Below are 17,979 nucleotides of genomic sequence, written 5' to 3' on the forward strand. Positions count from 1 at the left end.
TAGCTTTACCCTATCTAATTGAGGTAGTTTCAAATAACGGTCTTGCATTTTTCAATGGCTTTCATAAGTTATTTTTTTAAGTTTAAAAATCTTATTTGTGCTTTTCACAAATCACCCTCCTGCCTTAAAACTTGTTTTCAAAAAAAACGGAAAAAAGAAAGCAGTCTGTCCCACATTTGGATTTGAAAGGTCATCATGGTAACTGGCAAAATGAAAAAACAATTCCTGTTTACGGATTCTCGTAATAACCTAAATAAATTAATTCCGAGATTTGCCATTATGCAAATATTATATTGTCAATAGTCTGGAATTATCCAAAGATTCACTATGCCACAAAAAAAAGCATCGGACATAAACAAGGAGTCACTGCGAAGAAGAAAAAATTTATAACAAAAAAATCAAAGCAGAAGCTAATTAACGTATTTACACCTAATATGCATGTTTGAAAATTCCTTAAATTTAGAACCATTAAAGACCAAACAGACCAACATAAATAAAGTTAAAACACCATGAACAGCAATCTTTCAAACAGAGGTTCCCAGTGGCGAAAATGGGATCTTCACATACATACTCCATACTCAATTGAACAGGATTACGGCGGCTACAGCACCGAAAATTGGGACCGATTTATAAACGAACTCGAGAACCTCCCTCTAGAAATAAAAGTTTTAGGAATCAACGATTACATTTTTCTTGAAGGATACAAAAAAGTCCTGAAAGAAAAAGCAGCCGGAAGGCTAAAGAATATTGATTTGCTACTACCGGTGATCGAACTGCGTATAGATAAATTTGGAAACCTTAATAAAGATGATGCTTTCAAGAGAGTCAATTTCCATGTCATTTTTTCACCCGAATTAAGCCCCGAAGCAATCGAAGGCCAGTTTCTGAACAGTCTGACTTCCCTTTACAAGCTTGAACACGACTCTGAAATAACAGATGCCGATTGGGGAGGCGTTATTACAAGGGAAAGCCTACAGCAGCTTGGAGAAAAATTAATGGCATCATCGGGAGGGAAACTTAACGGCAGTCCGCTTCACATTGGATTCAATTCATTCAATGTGAGCTACAGCGACCTTCTGATAAAACTTCAGAATCCCCAGCTCCAGGGTAAATTCATTACCGCGGTCGGAAAAACAGAATGGGATGCATTGAGATGGGATGCATCACCCGCTGAAAAGAAAACGGTAATCAACAATTGCCATCTGGTTTTTTGCGCGTCGCCAACAGTTGGAGAAGCAGCAAAAGCGAAAGCCAAGCTTATTGAACAGAACGTTAACTCCAATCTGCTGCACTGCAGTGATGCCCACGGCTATGCAATGCCAGAAGGTAAAACAGCTCCAAAGAAATTAGGTCACTGTTTTACGTGGATTAAAGCAGACACTACTTTTGAAGGTCTAAAACAGATTATCCACGAACCTGAACAGAGAGTCCGTATTCAGAATGATGAACCCGACCAGAAAGAAGACAGTCTGGTTATTGAAGAGGTGCGATTCGTTTCGGACAGCAATCTGTTTACTCCTGAATCCATATTACTAAATAGCGGTCTTAATGTAATTATCGGGGGAAAATCATCAGGCAAGTCAATCCTCTTGTATAACATCGCACGTACGCTTCTTACCGATAGGGCCATTTTAAAAACTGACGATAAGAAATACCGCTATGAATTTGGTACAGGTTTTGACTTTATAGTGAAAATGAGATCTGGCCTTGAGGAATCAGTTCATCGAGATGATCTGACACCGAGCATACTGTCAGAAATAAAATATATACCGCAAAACTATCTTTCAAAACTTGCAGAACCAGAGAATAAAAAGGGAAATGAACTTCAAAAATTAGTGAGAGGTTTACTCTTAGAAGACAGCCTTTCTAAATATAAATATCAGGATTTTATTAATATTGTCACATCCAACGACAGCAAAAGGGAACTTATCATCAATAGCTACTTTGACATAAAAGCAAAACTCTTATCACTTAACGCTGATCTGTTAAGTAAAGGCAGTGAGGAAGCGCTAAACAAGAGCGTCAAAGACAATGAAGAAAAAATCACAAAGCTCAAGGAGAGCATTGGAATGAAGCCAGAAGACATTAGCAAATACAACTTATACAATGAAGAGCTTCAAACCATAAATATTGAAATTAATAGCCTCAGAGCTGATCATTCTAAATTAATAAATTTTAACACCGAGGCAAAGAGCATCTTAAAGGAACTTGCATCCAAAAGAAATCTTGCATTGCAGGCTTTCGAAGTCCCAGCTGTCAAAGAATTCTATGAGAATTTTTATGTCGGCATAGACGAAGTTTACCGCAGTTTAGAGCAATTGGAAGTAAGTGTCAAACTGGATGAGAACCGCCATTTTGTTGATCAGGACAATATTTTTAACCGCATATTCAGTTCCAAAGTCCAACGCCAAAACGAACTGCTGGAACTCCTGAAGCCGTTTCTGAAAGATGCAGAGATTAAAAAGCAAATTGAGGAACTGGAGAAGATTGTACAGGAATATAAGCAAAAACTGAGCGTCATCAGCCAGCTTAAAACCGAAATCAAGAGCTGCAGAGAAGCCCTGAGCGACGAAATAGAAAAAGTATTTTCGGTCTACAGAGCGTCGCATGATGAGTATATCAAAATAGTGCACGAAATCGGAAAACGAGCGGGAAAACTCAAGGATGAAAACCTAACTATTAAGGGCATTCCAAGATTTAATTTTCCTAAACTCAGAAAAAAAATACTGGAAATAAGTGACGGAAGAAGAGGCAGTTACCAAGAATATGCAACTTTTGCAGAGGAGGCTACTGCAGTTTCTGATTATAATCTTGAAGCACATATTGATGAACTGAAGACAATTTTTTCGAAAATAGAAGCAGGCGAATACTTTCTAAACAGCAAAACTGACCAAAAAAACGCCATTAAGATCCTGCTTGATGATTACTTTTTTGATTATTGGGAGGTAACATATGATTCAGATACACTAGATAAAATGTCAACCGGAAAAGCAAGTTTTGTAATCCTTATGCTTATTATTGGCTTAAGCGAATCTCCTGCACCTATACTAATTGACCAGCCAGAGGACAATCTGGATAATCGTTCCATAACTAAGGATCTCGTTTCCTACCTAAGAAATAAAAAGCAGGACAGGCAGATCATCCTAGTTACCCATAATCCAAATATTGTTGTCAATGCGGATGCTGAAAACATTATTGTTGCTAACCAGAAAGGCCAGAATGACGTCAAAACCTCAAGTATTTACCAATTCGACTACATAAACGGTTCTATTGAAAATTCATTCCCTAATAAATCCGATGAGAAAAATATACTTCTCAGTATGGGCATTAGAGAACACATAGCCGATATAGTTGAAGGAGGAAAAGATGCATTCAAAAAAAGAGAAAAAAAATATGGATTTAAAAACACGGTCTAATCAAGAGTAAAGTCGCAGCAATGTCCGCCAATGACGAATTTTCTTTTAAACGTTAATTCGCTTCAGTTATTTTTATGCGATTTCGACTCCCTTAAAGACTGAACAGAATCCAGCATTATCTGACTCGCAACTTTTTTTCAATTGCGAAGAAGAATTTAATTCAAAATACCACACGGTAACTATTTAGCACTAACCTACTAATATTATCCATCATATGTCTGATAAATCAATCGAGATCAGCAAAAATTATATAGAAAAGACTGCTAATGAGAAAATACTTGGCACATTAAGAGATCTGTTTGTGCTTAAAAATCTCGATTTAGGAGAAAATAAAACAGACTCGAGCCAGGACTGGGGTACTGATTTTTATATTGAAGTTATAAACAAACAAATAAAAAGAGAGCTTCTATTTTTAATTCAGTGCAAGGGAACCAACGGAAATATTAGTATAAAGAATGACAATACATTTTCATGGCAAATGTCGATCCGACATGCCAATTATTATTACCATGAACTTTCAGAACCTCTTATATATTTTGTCTGCGATATCCAGACAAAAATAGTTTATTGGTATCCTGTCCAGATCGATCACAATCTCGAAGACAGGATAAAGGAGCAGATCAAACTAGACATACAATCTCTTCAGGTGTACATTCCTGCTTCTAATGTACTCTGCGAAGAGAATTTTGAAAGATTTCTGGCTGACCTTGAAATTTCCAGAAGAACACAGATTCATAAAAACAAGATAAAAATCAATAATACATCCAATTATGATGAAATCCTTAAAATCGGAAGCGAACTAAATATTATTGACGCGTTCGATAAAATATTAAACCTCTATCAGGGCATTAATGTTTTTCCAACCTATATTATCGACAAAATACTATCGTTCCTCGGCAGAGGCACGTCATTATATGGAGAAACCTTAACGACAAACAATGAAATTCTATTTGAATTATTTGAAAATCTGAACCTAAAAAATAATAAGATTTTCCTAAATAAGAAAATTACGCTCTATAATAATGTAGCTGATATTCAAAAAAAACTGCATAGGATTCTGGATTTTTTTGAATTGAATTTAATAACACATATTGAATGGAGAGGTACAGCCCAAAAGCCAGCGGACCGTCTTTGCGTTCACGATCTTTTTTTTAATGGCAAATGCCAATGCGAAAGATGCACCTATAAAAAACTCAATCTAAGAAAAACTGAAAAACTGCTAAATTCTTCACCCTCTGATATGAGTTTTGAAAGCAGGCTGAAGAAAGCCTATACCTTATTTCTTATAAATGACTATGAAAGCTCTTACAGGCAATACAGCAGTCTACTTAAAGAAATTAGAATTACCGAACATCCAGGCGTTTATATTGTTGCCAAATATAATCTCCAGCAGCTGAATATACATTTCAATAACAACCTTACACCTAACAGAGCTGAGATCTTAGAGGAGCTTAAGAATCAAAATTTTATTCTAGATGAAATTTTAATCCCGGGATATTTCCATGATGTACTGAAATTAATCAAGGAGAACCGGCTGGTTCCCAACAGTATCTTAACAGTTGACGATACCTTGACCGAAATCAGAAATTTGTGGAATAGCGACCAGCTTGGGGGAAGCTCCAGCAACAGTTTTGACCGCACATTGGTCATTGACTTTTTGCGAGCTTATAATTTTATAGAATTCAATCTGCTGATCTACAATGAGTATAAAGAGTTTGAAACGCTAGTAAGCAAAGCCCTCGAGGGCATATTTGCCCTCTATTCCATACAGAATGCCAGTTCAACAAAGTATAAACATTTTGGGCATTCCATTATCAATATGTGGCTTTTTCACGCCGATCCCCGCCAAGCACATAAACTGATAAAAAAATACCGCCTAAAGATTCTAGCACTAGAATCTACTAAGACTGTCTGCAATGAACTTTCAATGTACTGCAGCAATTTAATAACGTCTGCTGATTTGATCCAACAGCGTTTTAAGGATAAAAATCATTCCCATAACAGAAAAATTGCTAGGATCATTGAGAATTACCTGCTAATCATATCGATGATCCAGACCGATGATGAAACAAGAAATATACTTCTGAGCAAATACATAACGCTAGTCCAAAAACTGGACCACTGGTATTTTACTGCTTTTGAATACCTCACCTTTTTTCTGGATAATGTCCAAAATATCACTTCTGAAAATATAAAAAAAATAATCCTGCTTATGTTAAAGCATGAAAGATACACTTATGATACTTTCTCGCTGGCTGTTTCGCGTTATTGTGAAAAATATCCAGCTGGCAGATCATTGGAAAATGAACTGAAAAGTCTGTTTGCAGTAGAAAAATTTAATCATGAGGATTTTTGCAAAAACAATAAATTTTCAGAGCTGGTATTTTTAATACCTAAATTGACCAAACCTACCCAAAACAGGATAAAAAAGGGAATCCTAAGCAAACTGCATGCAAACTTCAGCACAAGCATTTATTATTCCTTTACGGTCTATGACATTATAGATTTTGACGCTGCCCTTTTGGAAAAATACATTGAAAGCACCCCAGATTATACCCAAGAGCCCTACAGCAGGAATTTCCTTGGAACAAGAAAAGAATTAAGAAATTATCATTTGGATAGACTCATCAGTCTGATCTTTAAATTCGATCTGGAATTTACATCGGAAATACGCAGCCTATCTTGCAGAGCTGCAGGCAGCGACTACTATGACTGGCTGATGAATATGGAAACCTACAATTATGAAAACTTTAATATCTACTGGGTATTATATAATAAAACCGCCTATTATTTAAAAGCATTTAAAAAATGCAAAATACTTAAGGCACATCTCGCAGCGGGACTCAAGGAAAATTATATTGAAGGAGTGGCAAAAGTATATTTAACAATAACATCTTAAAAATCAGTATGGCAGTATGGCGGGAAGCTTAAAATAATTCTTTTACTTAAATATTTCAGTGAAGTTAACCGCTTTTACCTTCAGCCGACAATTCCGCCCGATTTGCTATTTTTATAAAATGAGAAATATAACAATGTTTAAAGTACAGCCATGAGATTGCCCGAAAATTACTTTACCGACAGCAAAATTAAGTCATTGAGCTCCCGCTTGGAAACAGTTGCAAAGGATCCGCATTGCTCTCGAATCTATGTTGGCTCTTCCGTTAAGTCCGAGAACCTAAAATTCAATCTTACAAGTCTGCTTTCAAATATCATCTTAAAAGTTCAACTGAGCAAAAGAGAAAAAAAAGATTTTATGCAGATCATTGAACTGTACAACTCAGAAAACAAGACTGAAGTCCAATACCAAGATTTTACAGCTATTAACTGGATTGTCGAGGTAAATCAAGAAATTGTAATACCCGAACTCTTAAGAACTTCCATATTCAGAAAGAGCTACACGAAAGAGGAAGGTAAAACGACAACAACAAGCCCTGATCTACAACACTTTATATCCATTCTAGAATTGTATCATGAGCGATTTTATAAAGAAAGAAAACTGCTTATATCAACAAAAGAGCTAAACGAAATTTTGAAAAAGGCCCACGAGTCTATAAATATGCAATTTCTATTAGAAAAAGGCATTATTGCAAGAACAGAAGATCCCAAAAGCTACCAATGGAAAGATTCCAACCAATATGTCCGTCACCTTGGCACCGAAATCGGCGCTACTTTATGGGCTGAATTTGGCGGTGAGGCTGCGGAATATGAATCTTTCAGGCAATATTACACACTGATCCGGTCAGTAGGGATATGGCCTACAGATCTTAAAAATTTCCTTACACGTAATAGCTGCAGCAATTTAGTAAAACTTGCGGTAAAATATTTATACGATCAGCAGGATCTTGCACAATCTGCATCTGAATTTAGAAAAATATGGCTCAACGCCTCTGACTACTATGACAGAGGAATTACAGCCGAAATTCCATCAATAGAATTTAATTATAGTGACACCTTCACTTTTATAAATAGCGTAAAATGGGCGGAACGACAATTTCCAGATATTTTTGATTATCAATCTAGCAGAAATTACTTTCTGCTGCTTGTAAATGTTATTATAGAAAATGAACCAGATCATCCCAGACCGCATCAATCGATATTAAAGCTACTAGAAGAGCTAAATTTTCCAATCGTGGTATGGAACATATATGAGCGAATCCCGAAGCACTATCCGGAGCTGATCCCCTCACTCTTGCGTGACACGAATCTTGTACCCCTGGCTTTCCGGCTGATTGATAAAATCACTATAAATGAAAATTACCAGTCTGAAGATTCCGATGAACAGAAATACAGACTAAATAGTGAAGAAATCAATGCGTACTGGATGGAAATGTTTGCAATTTTTCTTGACAAAGCAGAAGCAATTAACTACGAAAAAGAAAAAATGGGCATCGTGCTGTCAAGAATCCTTGGTGACCTTGCATTAAAAATATTTACCAGCGAAGGGCAGACCAGAAACAATTGGAGAGATCATCTTAAGTACAGAAAAAGATATGATACAGTCATTAAAAAACTAAGCGTTTTAAGGCTTTCAAATTCATTCTCCGGCAAAGATGCAGTAAATCCCCGCATTATTTTCCACTTCCTACCTTCAATGACCAAATATGTGATGGAACAGCTTTCAATAAATGAAGTACCAAATAATGGCTATCTCAGAATCAAATCCAGCTGGACCGATTTGGGTATTGAAATTCTTAAACTGCTTAATCTGCGAACTTCAGAGGCAGAAGTCGGCAAAGAACTGAGCCGTGTTTTACAGGACAGTGGCAGCAGCCTGACTCTAGCTCTTAGAGATTACCTAGTTTACTATTACACGGTTAAGGAATTTGATACAAAAAACTTCTATGGACAAGAAGCGGCCAGATGGAATGCTTCACGCACAGATCGCGAATTTGGCATAGAAATTATTGATTGGGGCTATCTGATTACTTGTATGGAAAGTGAATCAATCCTTGAAGGGATTAACGACACCATTATCGGTTCTCTAAACTTTTTAAAAAAAGGCGATAAATATGATAAGCAGAATATAGAGCAGGCCACCAAGCTCAAACTTTACACCAAGTCCCTGCTGCTTGCGTTTCTTGCTATAAGCGAAAAGAAAAATGAATATGAAATATATGGCTTGCCGGCATTGTCCGCCTTACAAAAGCTGGAAAAGTGGATTATGCAATATGCGCTTCGATATTCTGTGCAAGATATCTCCAATAGCAGAACCGATATTTTCAATGAGCTTTACAATAGTTTTGGCTACCACCAATATCATACTCATCTGAGTGACCTGCTATACAGATCCGTACCTTATTTCAAAACCGATACCCAGGAAAAATTCGTTGCTGATTATGTCACTCAGAACAATGATATATCGCGCTTGCTAGCGGCACTCAATTTAATCGATCAAAAAAATCTCCAGGACATCATCTCCGAGAGAATAAATCAAATTGATGTAGCCCAATACATATCTTCAAAGTTTATGATAACGGATCTTGAATATGCATTAAGAGAAGCCATAGTTTCTGATAATCACTGGCAACTGGCAGAACAGTTTCTTCTAAAAATTCAGAACCACTATAACAAGCTCAAAGATACATACCAGAAGGCTGAAGATTTTCTATTTGAGATAAATCTTCTGCTTGCCTTCAGACAAAATAATTTTGATAAACTGAAAAGCATGCTAGTGCCTGAAAAAAAATATAGAATTGAGGGGGAAAATAAGAAAGGTAGAGACCTGAAGAGCTATTTCATTGCACTATTTTATATCTACAACGATAAGACGTACGACAAAGCCATCAGACTTCTACATAAACTGCAGGCGGATGATCCAAAAAACATTCGGTATGCCTTTCAGTTATATCGCGCACAAACCCTTAAAGCTATAGATTCATAATGGACATAAAACTACTTCATCAAGCACGTGAGGCTTGGAATAATACCCTGGGATTGCTTTCTGAAGAGGAAAAAGAAGCACTGGGTGAATTCCGGGACCAAATTTTAATGACAGACCTGCATCATCTTGATTTCAAAAAGGATGCGATAGAGTTTACCGCTATTGTGCGCCAATTATCCAAAAGCAGCCTCTACAATCAGGAAATTATTCCTGTAATTTACAATTATTATACTGATGGTGACCATCACGAAATGGCTTATGAGTACATACGAAATGCTGAAAAACATCTGAATATTATAAAGGAAACAATACTTCCTAAAATTCGGTTGCTGATAAATGATGCATTTTCCGCTAAACTTGAGGGCAGTCTCCAAAATAGCTTTTCCAATATCCTTAGCCTTCCTCCAGATGTCCTGGTGAGAATTGTTCCGGGAATTCTTAATGACAAAAGGGTTTTAAGCGAATTCATTTTGAATGAATTCATTCAGGCAGCAAGAATTCTTAAGGAAAAAATAGACGGATTGAGCGAAATCAAATCTGAAGATAAATACAATGATCTGCTTTTAGCCTTGCTCAGGCTCAGGTTGCCTGTCTGGGGATGGGAGATTTCGGATCAAGCCAGGACAGGAAAGTCACCAACAAAAAAAGCGGCCGGAGAGGTTGACCTCACTATTAAGGCAGGTGGGAATACCATCGCTTTATTTGAAGCTTTGGTTCTGAGTAAAAGAAATCGAATATATACACAGAAGCATGTAATGAAGACTACAACATATGCTAGCTTCTTGGACAGGTATTATATGCTAATCTACTATACAGGCAAAACTGCTGATTTTGATAAGACATGGGAAAACTATAAGAATGACGCTTCGGCCACTTCCTTTGCAAAACAGTATAAATTTAACACTGTGAAAGGATACGAGGATCTTTCTGCAAAATTTCAAAATATCAATACGCTGAAAATAGCCAAATCGTTTCACGGCAAAACGGAATATTTCCATTTAATGATTGATCTTAGCCGATAAAAAATTCTGAAACATTTAAAGCAGAAATTCCATCAGTCTAGCTGATATGACAATAATCAATTAAATTAAAATCTACAATGTTTTCAAAACCAATAAATAGCAGCCTGAAAATTAAAGTCAATACAATCCTAAAATCAGCAAAAAGAAAAGCCGATAAAGCTTTTGCTGAAAATATCGCATCAAAAGCAAAAGATTTGGACGATTTTGAAAGCCTAAAAATAATTGATAGGGAATATAAAGCTTTAAAGAAGAAGATTAAAAGATCGGATTACCCATTTTATATTGAAAACAGCAGTACGCCGGAATGGCTCCTTACGCAATTTGCCAGCCGAACCTATCTGCTAAATATCGACGAGAGCAGTGAGTTAGAAGAGGCAATATATCTTGGAAAATACAGAAGCAATATAAGTAAAAATATAGTGAAGATATTGAAAAAGATTCCGAGCTATTCTTATGAGCAGTTCGTAAATGGTGAAGTCTGCAGGTTTTTCCTATTTTTCAAGGAATATAAAAATATAGCTGAAGATGATTACTACAAAATAATAAAATGGCAGTCTGAGAAAATAATCAGCATTATAAGCTATGAAAGCTCAATGCTGATAAAAAAAATTCAAATCCACTGCCAAAATATAGATAGGCCTGAATTGTTTATCTCATCACAAAGAGCCATTATTGAGGAGCTCTTCACCTACAATGGATCCAGCGCATGCGAAATTAAAAATATACTCTCGAAGCTGTATATCTTTCAGGATTTTAATTTTGAAAACTTTGAGAATGTTACATTGCTTGAGAATTTTAAAATTTACAAAAATGAAGAATTTCACTGGCACAAAGCGGATTATAATATGATTAAGCCTATAGCGGATTATCTTTTATTAAAGCCCGAATCTATTTTCACAAATGATTTTTTAGTTTTTCAGACCATTGATAAAATTGCCGTATGGTTCAGCCAGATACTCAAAGGAAGGGATATTCAAAATGATTACATCGTTCCCGATTATGCTAAAGAATTTGACAAGGTTAAAAATGAAGCACAAGAAGAAATAGAAAGGATTTCAGATCTACTGTATGATTTTATTAACGATGAAACGAATACCGAAAAAGAAATTAAAGACTATTTCCTAAATCTTTATGATAGCTACAGAATAAGATTAAATAATATAAAAGACAAAAATGTACTGCAGGTTATTTCCAATGATAAAGAACATATTCTTATCGATTTTTATACAACGAATGCTTTCTTCAGTAATGATTTGGAAAAGGTCTCAGAACACATTAAAGAGCTAATGGTTATACATGAGTTATCTTGGGAAATTCTGGTGGCATACAATAATTTTTTTGATACAAAGAACATATATGATACACAGGATTACGGCGTTTCAGATATTACGATGCTATTAAACAAAATGGTATTGAATAAAAAACTTTATAAAGCCAGTAAAAAGGCTATGGATGATTTTTTTCTGCATTTTCAAAAATATAGCCTGCCTTTCGATTATCATATTAAAAATGTTCAGGAACTATTAGTTAGTGTTTTTTCCATCGCATTGAAAAACCTTCAGGAAATTTTAGATGATGCAGAACCGACAAATAAAGTTATATTTCTTCAAAGCAGAATCAAAGAGATAAAACAGCGTGAGCTTCAATTCAAACAAATTGAAAGTGAATATATTATTGATTCCAGTAGATTTAGATATACTGAACTTCTCAAGGAATTCTTAATGATTGAAGCCGACTTCCTAAAAGAGACCATGACTATTAGAAATATTCTTCCTGCTCCCCAGATACCACCCAAATTAGATCTAACACCCACCTTCGAAAACATTGTAAGCAGGGAACATCAGATTTTTATAAGCCAAATGATGGAAGACTTATGCATTACGCTTAATGGCAAATCTGTTATTAGTGAAAGAAAAAAAGGTGCAATCCGCGGAATTGTAGAGGCTCTGAAAGAAAACAGGATTCTTCCCGATAAAAGTCTCGAGAGCCTATGCAGAATAATTGGCAATAAAATAAATCTTGATATAAACTCCAAACTTGACTTTTCCAATATTTCCGAAAAATATAGAAAAGAGGCTTGTCGCTATATTGCTCAGAATTATCGGGGCTAATATAATTTTTATAAGGTCTTAGCCCGCCAACCTTATAAGATACTATCCATAACTAAATATTTGCACCATTAACAAATAAAAAAAAAAGTTATGATTATAGTAAATTTAAAAGTGAAAAAGTATTTTAATTTGAAAGCGCAAATTGGAAAAAGCGTTGTAGAGATTACTATTAAAATTGGACAACCTATGGCCTTAAATTGTTACATATTATGCATCATTTGTCGTTGTTACGATCTTTCTTGGGCTACAATAAACAGCCTGCCGTTCTTATGGCGAATTGTACTAAAATTGTGGCATTGCAGCCATGTATTTTTTCAATAAAAATTTTAAATGCGCAAAATGGCAAATAACCCTGTAAAAATCCATTATCGCGACATAATCATAAAAACTCCTACAAGTTAGCCAGCATTTGAAATGCCATTTGTCTTGGCTAAAAACTGAAACAGAATATAAGTATTTTTCCTTTATTTGAAAAACAAGCATTGTATCACTTGGAAGGACACAGGCAAGCTATTCAAAAATAACTGTAAATTATGCCGTCTGTTTTGCATAGAACCAGTATAATAATATAGCAAAACAGCTGCTATAAATTTAAGCTTACTTCGGTTTTGAACCCTATACTTTATTTCAGTTAAGCAAAAGTACAGAGATCCTATCGATATTGAAAAATTAAAATATGCAGAATATAATATTCTTAGCTAAAATAAAAATGTACAGAAATCACACTAAGAGATTAACAAAATCAAGGTTCACTTCAATTTTGAAATGTAAAATAGATCTTCAATATTTAATAAGAAGCAGTAATTTCATTATTGTTTAGGGCCTATATTCAAAAACATCTTTCAGCCCGACCTGCCCTTTTTCTTTAACGATTTTCCCTAATATGATCTTTGTGTAAGGAGTACTTAGAGCCTTGCAGAGATACTTTATATTCTGTTCATTTCTTTCAAAAGGTATCAGTGCCGCAAGCTCTAATCCAATTTGCGTAAGAGACAATATAGCGACGCTATTTTGCTTTTCATGCGCGGCAGTGGTTACCTGTATTCCGGTATCTCCAAATTCATAAAACATTAGGGCGGGAAATTCTAACGCGGGAAAATGCAACCCTATATTAGGCCCGCTTGAAAGCAGCCCTATTTCATACATCAGCAGAATTTCTGAGTACGGAATATTAAAGTACCCTTCAAAAGTATTCTGCTCAATGTAGGGAATAAAATGCCCTCTGCTGTGCCTTACATTTAACTGGACAAATTTTGTAAAAATTTCAGCCTCATATTTAGTAATATTCTTTAAGAGCTCCAAAGTCCTTAAGGAGAACGATCCCGGCTTTTTTACTTCACCTGAAAGAATCTTTCCCCACAACTCCTGCATCTGCTCATTTGAAATATCTTCTGCAAGATTAAAAAATCTTGTCGTCCAGTCGGAATCAACCTTATCGGAATTAACTTCCGAATCCTGGTTTAGCTCCTCAGCGGCAATTTCAATAATCTTCTCAATATTAACCTGTTTCCTATGTTCGCGATAAACAATTTTTTGTTCCATTTCACTCATCGTTTCAAATTCAATGAGCCTGTTCTCTGCAGCGGCTTTGGCTTTCGCTTTTTCCAGTACCAGCAATTTGTAAGCTTCCGCGTCAGCTTCTTTTCTGATTGCCCGAGGTCTGTACAACGTTCCGAAACCCTGGCTGATAACTTCGATTAATTTTTCAATCGGCTTTCCTTCAAAGAATGTAATTCCTCCCATCTCCTAAAATTTTTTTTTAATAGGCACGCACTTCCTTCCAAAACTTTTAAGATTCAATTTTCACCAAAACTATCTCGCCGTCGCTGGTTAGGTTTTTCTATGATGTTAAAATCTTCGCAAACCCGTCTTAAATCCCTAAATTTTGATTTTTAATAAGTTATGCATATCAAATATAACTATTTTATTAAATAAGAAAATACAAATTTATTAATTGTCTTTAATGAAAACTATACCTGCCACTGATCTTTGTCTATCCCTGATCAAGCTTGAGTTGCCTCCAAAAGGCCACAAAAAGCTACTGCTATTTTAATAAATTTTTCCCTTTTAATCTTTGTGGCAGAATCATGGCACAATATATTTTGAACAATCAAAAATCTAGTAAAATCAAAACCTAATTAGTCAGGGTTCGAGTACATTAAAGAATAATACTTGGGACTTATAAAATTTTCAAATACATACATCGGCTGTAAGGTGCAGAATCGGTGCATTTAGATTTAAAACAATTTTAAAACATTGTATTAAAACTATTTAAACACTTAGGTTCGAATCATTACTACCATTTAAAACCAATAAGAAGTAATACTCATTAATATGCTGCAACATCTTGATAAAAGCATTTGTAGGTGATAATTTTATTTTCACAAGAAGGCACTTAAAATAACCAGAATTTGAAAATAAAAATGCAAAAGCTTTGTCTATTAGATTTTATATCGTAATATTGCAATATAAATATAAAACGATGGGAGCAACAAAAACAGATCACTTTACAGAAAGCCAGAATGAGCTTGCTGTTTTAGCCAAAGCATTAGGCCATCCTGCGCGTATTGCTATTATGGAATATTTATTGAAAGTGGATGCCTGCATCTGCGGAGATATTGTAAACGAACTTCCCCTTTCACAGCCGACCGTTTCACAGCATTTGAAAGAATTAAAGAATGCAGGACTGATTAAAGGAAGCATCGAAGGAAATTCCATCTGCTACTGCATCAATGAACCAGGACTGGAAAAGATAAAAGGCTTCTTTGAGCACATATCAGATCATTTGGCAAAGAAGAGAAGCGAATGCTGTTAATCTATAAAAATATGGAAATCAGGAAACTTTCAGACAAACACTGGGATCAGGTAAAAATAATTTACCAAAAAGGGATAGACACCGGCAATGCAACTTTCCAGACCAGCGCCCCATCATGGGAAGACTGGGACCAGTCGCATCTTAAGTCATGCCGGGTTGTGATGCAGGAAGACGGTAATGTAATTGGCTGGGCTGCCCTTACACCTGTTTCTTCACGCTGCGTTTATGCAGGGGTTGCAGAAGTGAGCGTATATGTGGATCCAGCACATTCAGGAAAAGGAATCGGGCTTACCCTTTTAAATGAACTTGTCCGCCAGAGCGAAGCAGAAGGAATCTGGACGCTTCAGGCAGGAATCTTCCCTGAGAACACGGCAAGTCTCCGCATCCATGAAAAAGCAGGTTTCAGGATACTTGGTACAAGGGAGAAAATTGGAAAACAAAATGGTATCTGGAGAGATACTGCGCTCCTTGAAAGAAGAAGCTCCGTTATTAATTAATAAAAAATATAGTCTAACTAAATATAAAAAATTATGAAACTTTCAGAAATTAAAGAAGTGCTTAAAACAGTGGAAGCTGTAAATTTTGAACTGCCGGACGGCACATTTGTACCGGAATATTTTCACGTAACTGAAGTAGGCTTGGTTACGAAAAACTTCATCGACTGCGGAGGAACAGTAAGAAAAGAAACAGTTGTAAACTTCCAGCTTTGGGATGCCAACGACTACGAGCACAGGCTTAAGCCTCAGAAACTGATCCACATCATTGAGCTTTCAGAAAAAGTATTGGGAATTGAAGACCATGAAATTGAAGTGGAGTATCAGAACACGACTATCGGTAAATACGATTTGGATTTTAACGGTAAAAACTTCACTCTGCTTAACAAGCAGACAGCCTGCCTTGCTCAGGAGCAGTGCGGTATTCCATCTGACAAGCCAAAAGTAAAATTATCTCAGCTAAATGCTGATAATGCTTCTTCATGCACTCCGGGCGGAGGATGCTGCTAATCAATAAACCATAACAGCCAAAGAACTATGTTATATCCACAAATTGAGAATACCGTTAAATCATTTGATTTTAAGCAGATCTCCGAAGATCGCAAAGCAGTCCTGCAGCCATTAATCGACTTCATTCAGACTAAAGTGGACAGCAATCTGGAAACCAGACTGAACCTAATCTGCACACACAATTCCAGAAGAAGCCATCTCTCGCAGGTTTGGGCGCAGACTGCGGCTGCCTATTACGGCATCAAAAACGTTTCATGCTATTCAGGAGGAACAGAGGCTACTGCCCTTTTCCCGATGACAGCGGAGACTTTGAAGGATACAGGATTCAGCATCAAAACCCTTTCAGAGGGATCAAACCCTGTTTATTCCATAAAATATTCAGCTGACGGGCTTCCTGTTATCGGTTTTTCCAAAACCTATGATGATGATTTCAATCCTGAAAGCGGATTTGCTGCAATAATGACCTGCTCGCAGGCTGACGGCGGATGCCCTTTTATAGCAGGTGCGGAGAAAAGAATTCCGATCACTTTTGAAGATCCAAAAATTTCTGACGGAACGCCTCAGCAGAAAGAGACTTATCTGGAGCGCAGCCTGCAGATTGGAACTGAAATGTTTTACGTATTCTCACAAATAAAAAAATAAAATGTCAGCAAATAACTGTGCACCAGCCGTCGGACGCAAAAAATTGAGCTTCCTTGACCGCTTCTTAACCCTTTGGATTTTCCTTGCTATGGCTATAGGCGTGGCAATAGGCTACTTAATTCCTTCCAGCGGAGATTTCATCAATTCTTTCTCCAGCGGTACCACAAACATTCCATTGGCAATTGGACTTATCCTGATGATGTATCCGCCTCTGGCAAAAGTAAAATATGAGCAGATGGGACAGGTTTTCAAAAACACTAAAGTCTTGAGTGCTTCTTTATTCCTGAACTGGATTGTAGGCCCTGTTTTGATGTTTTTATTGGCGCTCCTATTTTTAAGTGGATATCCTGAATACATGATTGGAGTGATCCTCATCGGTCTGGCACGCTGTATTGCAATGGTTGTGGTATGGAACGATCTGGCAGACGGAAACCGTGAATATGCAGCAGGACTTATTGCCCTTAACAGTATTTTTCAGGTGCTGCTTTACAGTGTATACGCTTATATCTTTATAACCATCCTTCCTCCCTATTTTGGATATAATGGTTTTGAAGTCAATATCAGCATTGCCCAGATTGCAGAGAGTGTGGGAATCTATTTGGGTATTCCTTTTGCTCTGGGAATCATAAGCCGTTATGCTTTGATAGCCTTAAAAGGTTCTGAATGGTTTGAGAATAAGTACGTGCCGTTTATCTCGCCGATTACACTTATTTCACTGCTCTTTACAATCATTGTAATGTTCAGCCTGAAAGGGGAACTTATTGTTCAGATCCCTATGGATGTCGTGCGTATTGCAATACCGCTTGTAATATACTTTACTTTGATGTTTGTCATCAGCTTTTTTACTGGAAAATATTTTGGGGCAGACTATTCAAAAGCGACCTCTATTGCGTTTACAGCAACCGGAAATAATTTTGAATTGGCTATCGCCGTGGCAATCGGAGTATTCGGAATAAACAGCGGACAGGCTTTTGCAGGTGTTATAGGTCCATTGGTAGAAGTCCCTGCTCTTATTGCACTGGTAAACCTTGCCTTCTGGTTCAGAAAGAAGTATTTCACGAAACAGGCAGCTGAAGCAACTGCTTAAG

Annotated in this window: 11 protein-coding genes; 10 read left to right on the top strand and 1 reads right to left on the bottom strand. The window is 36.5% G+C overall.

Going from position 1 to position 17,979, the window contains the following annotated elements; genetic code table 11:
* Positions 1–509: 509 nt before the first annotated feature.
* The 5 genes from ACFSC2_RS18690 (at position 510) to ACFSC2_RS18710 (ending at position 12,430) form a co-directional block, all read left to right on the top strand.
* Complete coding sequence (locus tag ACFSC2_RS18690; RefSeq protein WP_379815864.1) at positions 510–3,416, top strand: TrlF family AAA-like ATPase; 2,907 nt, start codon at positions 510–512, stop codon at positions 3,414–3,416.
* 214 nt (positions 3,417–3,630) lie between these two features.
* Complete coding sequence (locus ACFSC2_RS18695) at positions 3,631–6,315, top strand: DUF4365 domain-containing protein (RefSeq protein WP_379815865.1); 2,685 nt, start codon at positions 3,631–3,633, stop codon at positions 6,313–6,315.
* 150 nt (positions 6,316–6,465) lie between these two features.
* Entirely contained in the window at positions 6,466–9,297 is a 2,832-nt protein-coding gene (locus ACFSC2_RS18700; RefSeq protein WP_379815866.1) for a hypothetical protein, read from the top strand.
* Positions 9,297–10,319, top strand: a complete 1,023-nt coding sequence (locus ACFSC2_RS18705) for a hypothetical protein (RefSeq protein ID WP_379815867.1) — start codon at positions 9,297–9,299, stop codon at positions 10,317–10,319. The genes ACFSC2_RS18700 and ACFSC2_RS18705 overlap by 1 nt, the downstream gene beginning before the upstream one ends.
* A 77-nt stretch (positions 10,320–10,396) precedes the next feature.
* Positions 10,397–12,430: a hypothetical protein gene (locus ACFSC2_RS18710; protein ID WP_379815868.1), complete on the top strand. Its 2,034-nt coding sequence runs from the start codon at positions 10,397–10,399 to the stop codon at positions 12,428–12,430.
* 816 nt (positions 12,431–13,246) lie between these two features.
* Here the strand turns inward: ACFSC2_RS18710 and ACFSC2_RS18715 are convergent.
* The gene (locus tag ACFSC2_RS18715) at positions 13,247–14,173 is read right to left on the bottom strand and encodes a DUF2806 domain-containing protein (RefSeq protein WP_379815869.1); all 927 of its coding nucleotides are present in this window, start codon (positions 14,171–14,173) and stop codon (positions 13,247–13,249) included.
* A gap of 739 nt (positions 14,174–14,912) precedes the next feature.
* On the opposite strand from ACFSC2_RS18715, the gene ACFSC2_RS18720 reads away from it, so the two are divergent.
* From ACFSC2_RS18720 to arsB, 5 genes are read left to right on the top strand one after another with little or no spacing between them, the layout of a single operon-like run.
* Positions 14,913–15,245: an ArsR/SmtB family transcription factor gene (locus ACFSC2_RS18720; RefSeq protein ID WP_041515706.1), complete on the top strand. Its 333-nt coding sequence runs from the start codon at positions 14,913–14,915 to the stop codon at positions 15,243–15,245.
* Positions 15,236–15,742, top strand: coding sequence for a GNAT family N-acetyltransferase (locus ACFSC2_RS18725; RefSeq protein ID WP_379815870.1), 507 nt, complete (start codon positions 15,236–15,238; stop codon positions 15,740–15,742). Before ACFSC2_RS18720 ends, ACFSC2_RS18725 begins: the two co-directional genes overlap by 10 nt.
* A 33-nt stretch (positions 15,743–15,775) precedes the next feature.
* Positions 15,776–16,249: a DUF6428 family protein gene (locus tag ACFSC2_RS18730; RefSeq protein WP_379815871.1), complete on the top strand. Its 474-nt coding sequence runs from the start codon at positions 15,776–15,778 to the stop codon at positions 16,247–16,249.
* A 27-nt stretch (positions 16,250–16,276) separates the two neighbouring features.
* On the top strand, positions 16,277–16,891 hold the full coding sequence (locus ACFSC2_RS18735) for an arsenate-mycothiol transferase ArsC (RefSeq protein ID WP_379815872.1): 615 nt from the start codon (positions 16,277–16,279) through the stop codon (positions 16,889–16,891).
* Between the two features lies 1 nt (position 16,892).
* A complete protein-coding gene (gene arsB, locus ACFSC2_RS18740) occupies positions 16,893–17,978 on the top strand; it encodes an ACR3 family arsenite efflux transporter (RefSeq protein ID WP_379815873.1) in 1,086 nt (361 codons plus the stop codon).
* Position 17,979 lies beyond the last annotated feature (1 nt).

It is taken from the genome of Flavobacterium artemisiae, assembly GCF_042678225.1.
Taxonomy (GTDB): Bacteria; Bacteroidota; Bacteroidia; order Flavobacteriales; family Flavobacteriaceae; genus Flavobacterium; species Flavobacterium artemisiae.